This window comes from Lysobacter enzymogenes, from assembly GCF_017168095.1.
GTDB classification, from domain to species: domain Bacteria; phylum Pseudomonadota; class Gammaproteobacteria; order Xanthomonadales; family Xanthomonadaceae; genus Lysobacter; species Lysobacter enzymogenes_D.
The window spans coordinates 7509-9525 of record NZ_LXSD01000375.1 but is presented as its reverse complement, the minus strand read 5'-3'; the positions used below and the strand labels follow the sequence as shown (position 1 = coordinate 9525).

Annotated in this window: 1 protein-coding gene; it reads left to right on the top strand. The window is 72.5% G+C overall.

The genetic code is table 11. The features are described from left to right. Nucleotides 1–1685 (top strand): primosomal protein N' (locus tag A7A76_RS15160; protein WP_206411963.1); only part of this gene is annotated, 1685 nt, incomplete at its 5' end. Between the last annotated feature and the right edge of the window lie 332 nt (nucleotides 1686–2017).

Below are 2017 nucleotides of genomic sequence, written 5' to 3'. Positions count from 1 at the left end.
AGCGCCTGGCGGTGCCGGCGAGCGCGCACGCGCCCGCGCCGCAGCCCGGGCCGCCGCTCAACGACGAGCAGCAGGCCGCGGTCGACGCGATCCTGGCCGCGCCCGGCTTCACCCCCTTCCTGCTCGACGGCGTCACCGGCAGCGGCAAGACCGAGGTCTACCTGCGCGCGATCGCCGACTGCCTGGCGCGCGGCAAGCAGGCGCTGGTGCTGGTGCCGGAGATCGGCCTGACCCCGCAGACCCTGGCGCGCTTCCGCGCACGCCTCGGCGTGCCGGTGCACGCGCTGCACTCGGGCCTGAGCGACGGCGAGCGCGCGCGCACCTGGGCCGCGTTCGCGCGCGGGCAGGCGCGGGTCGCGGTGGGCACGCGCTCGGCGGTGTTCCTGCCGCTGCGCGAGCCGGGCCTGATCGTGATCGACGAAGAACACGACGGCAGCTTCAAGCAGCTCGACGGCATCCGCTACCACGCCCGCGACTTCGCCCTGGTCCGGGCCAAGGCGCTGGACGTGCCGGTGCTGCTGGGCAGCGCCACGCCGTCGCTGGAATCGCTGCGCAACGCCCAGGCCGGCCGCTACGGCCACCTGCGCCTGCTGCGCCGCGCAGGCACCGCGCAGCCGCCGCGGGTGCGCGTGCTCGACGTGCGCAAGCGGCCGCTGCAAGCCGGCTTATCGCCGGAACTGCTCGAACGCCTGCACGGCGAACTGCGCGCCGGCGGCCAGGCGCTGGTGTTCAAGAACCGGCGCGGCTACGCCCCGGTGCTGCTGTGCCACGACTGCGGCTGGACCGCGCACTGCCCGCGCTGCAGCACCCCGCTCAAGCCCACGCCGATGACCGTGCACGGCGGCGGCCGGCGCCTGCAATGCCACCACTGCGGGACGCGCCGGCCCGCGCCGGATGCCTGCCCCGATTGCGGCGGGCTGGCCCTGCAATCGCAGGGCGCCGGCACCGAGCGCATCGAGGAATCGCTGGCCGCGCGGTTTTCCGATTTCCCGGTGCTGCGCATCGACCGCGGCACCACGCAAAAACGCGACGCGCTGGAAAAACTGCTGGCCGAATTCGGCACCGCGCCGGGCGTGCTCGTCGGCACCCAGATGCTGGCCAAGGGCCACGACCTGGCCAACCTGACCCTGGTGGCCGTGGTCGGCATCGACGAAGGCTTGTTCAGCGCCGACTTCCGCGCGCGCGAAAAGCTCGCGCAGTTGCTGATCCAGGTCGCCGGCCGCGCCGGCCGCGCGCTCAAGCCCGGCGAGGTGGTGCTGCAGACCCACCATCCCGAACACGAACTGCTGATCACCCTGCTGTCCGGCGGCTACCACGCCTTCGCCGAGGTCGAACTGGCCCAGCGCGAAGCGGCGGGGTTCCCGCCGTACGCGCACATGGCGCTGATCCGCGCCGAAGCGCAGCAGGTCGAAGCCGCCAACGCGTTCCTGGCGATGGCGCGGCGCGAACTGCAGCAGGCCGCCGCGCAACACGGCATCGAGCGCAGCACGCTGGAACTCAACGGCCCGGTGCCCGCGCCGATGCCGCGCCGCGCCGGCTACCTGCGCGCGCAACTGATCCTGTCGGCGCCGCAACGGCGCGACCTGCACGCCGCGCTCGACGCCGCGCTGCCCGCGATCTACGCCGCGCCGGAAGCGCGCAAGGTGCGCTGGTCGCTGGATGTGGACCCGGCGGATTTGTACTGATCCGCGGCGCGCCCGCGACAATCGCTGCGAACGTTTCGTTCCAGACTGTAGGAGCTGCGCAAGCTGCGACCGCTAATCCGCAACTACGCCGAAACCTTCGCCGCAATCGCATTGCCGCGGTCGCGGCTCGCGCCGCTCCTACAGGGGCTCCGGCAAGTTTCGTTTCAGGCTGTAGGAGCTGCGCGAGCTGCGACCGCGAATCCGCAATCACGCCGAAACTTTCGCCGCAACCGCATTGCCGCGGTCGCGGCTCGCGCCGCTCCTACAGCGGCTCCGGCCAGTTTCGTTTCAGACTGTAGGAGCTGCGCGAGCTGCGACCGCGAATCCGCAAC